Genomic DNA, 5,002 nt, shown 5'->3' on the forward strand with positions numbered 1-5,002 from the left:
GGGCCACCAGCCCGAGCACCGCGTCCAGGGTGGCGGCCCACTGCTCGGGCACCGAGTCCGCCCCGAACCAGGGCGCGGGGGTGCCGTCGACCGGCGAGGGCGCCGACTCGGCCAGATCGCCCACGAACACCACGCGCGCGTCGGGCACCACCACGACCACGTCGCAGCGGGTGTGCCCGACCCCGAGGTGGGCCAGCTCCACCCAGCGCGCGCCCAGGTCGAGGCCGGCGGCCAGCGCGAACGGCCGGCTGGGAGTGCGCAGGTCGTCGCGGTCGACGCCCAGCTCGGCGGCCCGCGCCAGCGCCGGGCCCGCCGCCAGCTCGTCGGCCAGCCCCTCGTGTCCGAAGGTGTCCACGTCGTCGAAGGCGGCCAGCCCGAAGGCGTGGTCGGAGTGGGCGTGGGTGACCACCGCGGCCCGCACCGGCAGCCCGGTCAGCCGCTCGGCCGAGGCCCGCAGCGCCCGTCCCTGCGCGGGGGTGGAGCCGGTGTCGACCACCAGCAACCCGTCGTCACCGGCCACCAGGCCGATGGTGACGGCGTCCGGTTCGACCCCGGCCGTCCAGACCCGCTCGGCCACCTCCACCCATGTGACCGACGCGACCGCCGACCCGTCCCCGCTGTTCGCCATAGCGGTTAGACTGGCACTCGACCTAGAGGAGTGCCAGTCCCGCGCGCCGACCGACCGCGGGCCGAGGGGGAGGAGGCCACGTGCTCGACGACCGCAAGCTGCAGGTGCTGCGCGCCATCGTCTCCGACTACGTCTCCAGCCAGGAGCCGGTCGGCTCGAAGGCCCTGGTGGAGCGGCACAACCTCGGCGTCTCCCCGGCCACCGTGCGCAACGACATGGCGGTGCTGGAGGACGAGGGCTACATCACCCAGCCCCACACCAGCGCCGGCCGCATCCCCACCGACAAGGGCTACCGGCTCTTCATCGACCGGCTGGCCGGCGTCAAGCCGCTGTCGCCGGCCGAGCGCCGTGCCATCAGCACCTTCCTCTCCGGCGCCCTCGACCTCGACGACGTCGTGGGCCGCACCGTCCGGCTGCTGGCCCAGGTGACCCGGCAGGTCGCGATCGTGCAGTACCCGGTGCTCAGCACGGCCTCGGTGCGCCACGTCGAGCTGGTCTCCCTCGGCGGCGACCGGGTGCTGGTCATCATGATCAGCAGCACCGGCAAGGTCGACCAGCGCCCGGTCGAGGTCCCCGGCATCACCGAGGACGAGCTGGCCCAGCTCCGCGGCATCCTCAACGCCGCGCTCGCCGGGACGTCGCTGGCCGACGCCGCCGCCGCGCTCGGCACGCTGGACGACCAGCTGCCGCCGCCGCTGTCCGCGGCCGGCACCCAGGTCAGCAGCGCGCTGCTGGAGATCCTCGGCACCTCCACCTCCACCCGGGTGGTGGTCGGCGGGGTGCCCAACCTGACCCGCTTCGGGGCCGAGTTCGAGACCACCGTCAAGCCGGTGCTCGAGGCGCTGGAGGAGCAGGTGGTGCTGCTCAAGCTGCTCGGCGAGGCCGCCACCCCCGGCGACGTCACCGTGCGGGTCGGGCACGAGAACCCCTACCGTGAGCTGCAGACCACCTCGCTGGTGGCCAGCGCCTACGGCAGTGACGGCGACATCTGGGCCAGCCTGGGGGTCGTCGGCCCGACCCGGATGGACTACCCCTCGACGATGGCCTCGGTGCGGGCCGTGGCCAGGTACGTCGGCCGCTTCCTGGCCGAGGGCTGAGCCCCGCACCCGACCGAACGAATCTGCCCACGGCTGAAGGACGAACCACACGACGATGAGCACTGACTACTACGAGGTCCTCGGCGTCTCCCGGGACGCGACCGACGAGCAGATCAAGAAGGCGTACCGCCGGATGGCGATGAAGGTGCACCCCGACGTCGCCCAGAGCGAGGACGCCCACGAGAAGTTCAAGCAGATCAACGAGGCCTACGAGACCCTCAAGGACCCGCAGAAGCGCCACATCTACGACCGCGGCGGCGACCCCAACCAGATGGGTGGCTTCGGCGGTGCGGGTGGCTTCGGCGGCGCCGGCGGGTTCGGCGGGGCCGGCTTCGACTTCACCAACCTGGTGGACGCGATGTTCGGCCAGCAGACCTCCCGCGGCCCGCGCTCGCGGGTGCGCCGCGGCCAGGACGCCCTGGTCCGGCTGCAGCTCGACCTGGCCGAGGCCGCCTTCGGGATCACCAAGTCCGTCAAGGTCGACACCGCGGTGCTGTGCACGGTGTGCAACGGCAAGGGCTCGGCCGACGGCAGCGAGCCGACCCGCTGCAGCACCTGCCACGGCCAGGGTGACGTCACCACCGTGCAGCGCTCCTTCCTCGGTGACATCCGCTCCACCCAGCCCTGCCCGAACTGCCGCGGCTACGGCTCGGTGATCACCAACCCGTGCCACGAGTGCTCCGGGGAGGGACGGGTCCGCGCCTCCCGCAGCATCAACGTCAAGATCCCCGCCGGCGTCTCCACCGGCAACCGGATCCACCTGGCCAGCCACGGGGAGGTCGGCCCCGGCGGTGGCCCGGCCGGCGACCTGTTCGTCGAGCTGGCGGTGCGCAACCACGAGGTCTTCCGCCGCGACGGCGACGACCTGGAGATGGTGGTGAAGATCCCGATGACGGCGGCCGCGCTCGGCACCGAGGTCACCGTGCAGACGCTGGCCGCCGACCGGCCCGACGACGACCTGGGCGAGCCCGAGGTGCAGCTGGAGGTGCCGCAGGGCACCCAGTCCGGCACCCGGGTCACCGTGCCCGGCCAGGGCGTGCCCCGGCTGCGCTCCAACGGCCGCGGCGACCTCGGCGTCACCTTCATGGTGCAGACCCCGACCCGGCTGGACGACGAGCAGCGCGAGCTGCTCCGCCAGCTGGCCGAGCTGCGGGGGGAGAACAGCGTCGAGCCCAGCGTGCAGAAGCACGGACGCGGGATGTTCTCCCGGCTCAAGGAGGCCTTCGGCGGGCATGACTGACCCGCTCTTCCTGCACCCGCTCGACCCCTTCCCACCGGTCGGGTCGAGCGTGGTGCTCGACGGCGCGGAGGGCCGCCACGCCGCCACCGTGCAGCGGCTGGCGGTGGGCGAGCCGGTGCTGCTGGCCGACGGCACCGGCCGCGGGGTGCGCGGGGAGGTGGTCGCGGCCGGGAAGGCCGAGCTGACCGTCCGGGTGGTCGCGGAGGTGCGCGAGCAGCCCCGGCCGTGGCGGATCACCGTGGTGCAGGCCCTGCCCAAGGGTGACCGGGCCGAGCTGGCCGTCGAGGTGCTGACCGAGGTCGGCGTCGACGAGGTGGTGCCCTGGCAGGCGTCCCGCTCGATCGTGCGCTGGCAGGGTGAGCGCGGGGAGAAGGCGCGGGCGAAGTGGCAGGCCGCGGCCCGGGCCGCGGCCAAGCAGTCCCGCCGGCTCAGCGTGCCCGAGGTCGCCCCGCTGCACAGCACCACCCAGCTGCTGCGCCGCCTCGCCGGGATCGACACCGTGCTGGTGCTGCACGAGGACGCCGACCAGCCGCTGGTGGCGGCGGCCCCGCCGGCCGGGGGCAGTCTGGCCCTGGTGGTCGGCCCCGAGGGTGGGATCAGCGAGGACGAGCTGTCCGCCCTCACCGGCGCCGGCGGACGTCCGGTGCTGCTGGGGGAGACGGTGCTGCGGACGTCCACCGCCGGGGTGGTCGCGCTGTCCCAGCTGGCCGCGGTGGCCGCGCTGCGCACGGCCGGGCGGGCCTGAGGTGGGCGGTATCGAGGTCGGGGTCGAGCTGGCCGACGGGCTGGGCCGCACCGGCGTCCTGCACACCCCGCACGGCAGCATCCGCACGCCGGCGTTCATCCCGGTCGGCACCAAGGCGGCGGTACGGGCGGTGCTGCCCGCGGCGGTGGCCGACCTCGGCGCCCAGGCGGTGCTGGCCAACGCCTACCACCTGTTCCTCCAGCCCGGCCCCGACGTCGTCGACGAGGCCGGCGGGCTGGCCGCGTTCATGGGCTGGGACGGGCCGACCTTCACCGACTCCGGCGGCTTCCAGGTGATGAGCCTCGGGGTGGGCTTCCGCAAGGTGCTGGCGATGGACGTCGGCGGGCTCGCCCCGGACCAGGTGGTCGCGCCGGGCAAGGAGCGGCTGGCCGCGGTCGACGAGGACGGGGTGACCTTCACCTCCCACCTCAACGGCGACCGGCACCGGTTCACCCCCGAGATCTCGATGCGGATCCAGCACCAGCTCGGCGCCGACGTCATCTTCGCCTTCGACGAGCTGACCACCCTGGCGCACAGCCGCGACTACCAGGAGGAGTCGCTGGAGCGCACCCGCCGCTGGGCCGAGCGGTGCCTGGCCGAGCACGTGCGCCAGCACGCCGCCCGCCCGCACCGGCCCCGGCAGGCCCTCTTCGGCGTCGTCCAGGGCGCCCAGTACGAGGACCTGCGGCGCAAGGCCTGCCGCGACCTGTCCGCCCTCGAGGTCGAGGGCCAGCGCTTCGACGGCTACGGCATCGGCGGGGCGCTGGAGAAGGAGAACCTCGGCACCATCGTCAGCTGGTGCGCCGAGGAGCTGCCCCGCGACCGGGCGCGCCACCTGCTCGGCATCTCCGAGCCCGACGACGTCTTCACCGCGGTCCGCCACGGCGCGGACACCTTCGACTGCGTCTCACCCTCCCGGGTGGCCCGCAACGGCGCGATCTACAGCCGCGACGGCCGCTACAACATCACCGCCGCCCGGCACCGCCGCTCCTTCGAGCCGCTGGACGCCGGCTGCGACTGCTACACCTGCAGCCGGTTCACCCGGGCCTACCTGCACCACCTGTTCCGCGCCAAGGAGCACCTGGCGGCCACGCTGGCCACCCTGCACAACGAGCGGTTCGTGGTGCGGATGGTCGACGACATCCGCGCCGCGATCGAGGGCGGCGACCTGGACGAGCTGGAGCGGGAGACCCTCGGGCGCTACTACGCCGGCGCCCGCTGACGGGGCGGGAGACGGACGTGCCGTCCGGCCTGGGGGCCGGACGGCACGTCCGCGGGGGTGGGCAGGGACC

5 protein-coding genes are annotated in these 5,002 nt (G+C 74.1%); 4 read left to right on the plus strand and 1 reads right to left on the minus strand.

Annotation, left to right across the window (positions count from 1 at the left end; translation table 11 throughout):
- Positions 1-628: MBL fold metallo-hydrolase (locus tag DVA66_RS16955; RefSeq protein WP_114561122.1), on the minus strand; the 628-nt coding region annotated here is incomplete at its 3' end.
- Positions 629-708: 80 nt separating this feature from the next.
- On the opposite strand from DVA66_RS16955, the gene hrcA reads away from it, so the two are divergent.
- The 4 genes from hrcA to tgt are packed head-to-tail and all read left to right on the plus strand — an operon-like array spanning position 709 to position 4,932.
- Complete coding sequence (gene hrcA, locus DVA66_RS16960) at positions 709-1,725, plus strand: heat-inducible transcriptional repressor HrcA (RefSeq protein ID WP_114561123.1); 1,017 nt, start codon at positions 709-711, stop codon at positions 1,723-1,725.
- A 55-nt stretch (positions 1,726-1,780) separates the two neighbouring features.
- Positions 1,781-2,965 (plus strand): molecular chaperone DnaJ, encoded by a 1,185-nt coding sequence (dnaJ, locus tag DVA66_RS16965; RefSeq protein WP_114561124.1) that lies wholly within the window; start codon positions 1,781-1,783, stop codon positions 2,963-2,965.
- Positions 2,958-3,710 (plus strand): 16S rRNA (uracil(1498)-N(3))-methyltransferase, encoded by a 753-nt coding sequence (locus DVA66_RS16970; protein ID WP_114561125.1) that lies wholly within the window; start codon positions 2,958-2,960, stop codon positions 3,708-3,710. Before dnaJ ends, DVA66_RS16970 begins: the two co-directional genes overlap by 8 nt.
- A 1-nt stretch (position 3,711) precedes the next feature.
- On the plus strand, positions 3,712-4,932 hold the full coding sequence (gene tgt / locus DVA66_RS16975; protein ID WP_114561126.1) for a tRNA guanosine(34) transglycosylase Tgt: 1,221 nt from the start codon (positions 3,712-3,714) through the stop codon (positions 4,930-4,932).
- Positions 4,933-5,002 lie beyond the last annotated feature (70 nt).

Source organism: Desertihabitans aurantiacus (genome assembly GCF_003344635.1).
GTDB classification, from domain to species: Bacteria; Actinomycetota; Actinomycetes; order Propionibacteriales; family Propionibacteriaceae; genus Desertihabitans; species Desertihabitans aurantiacus.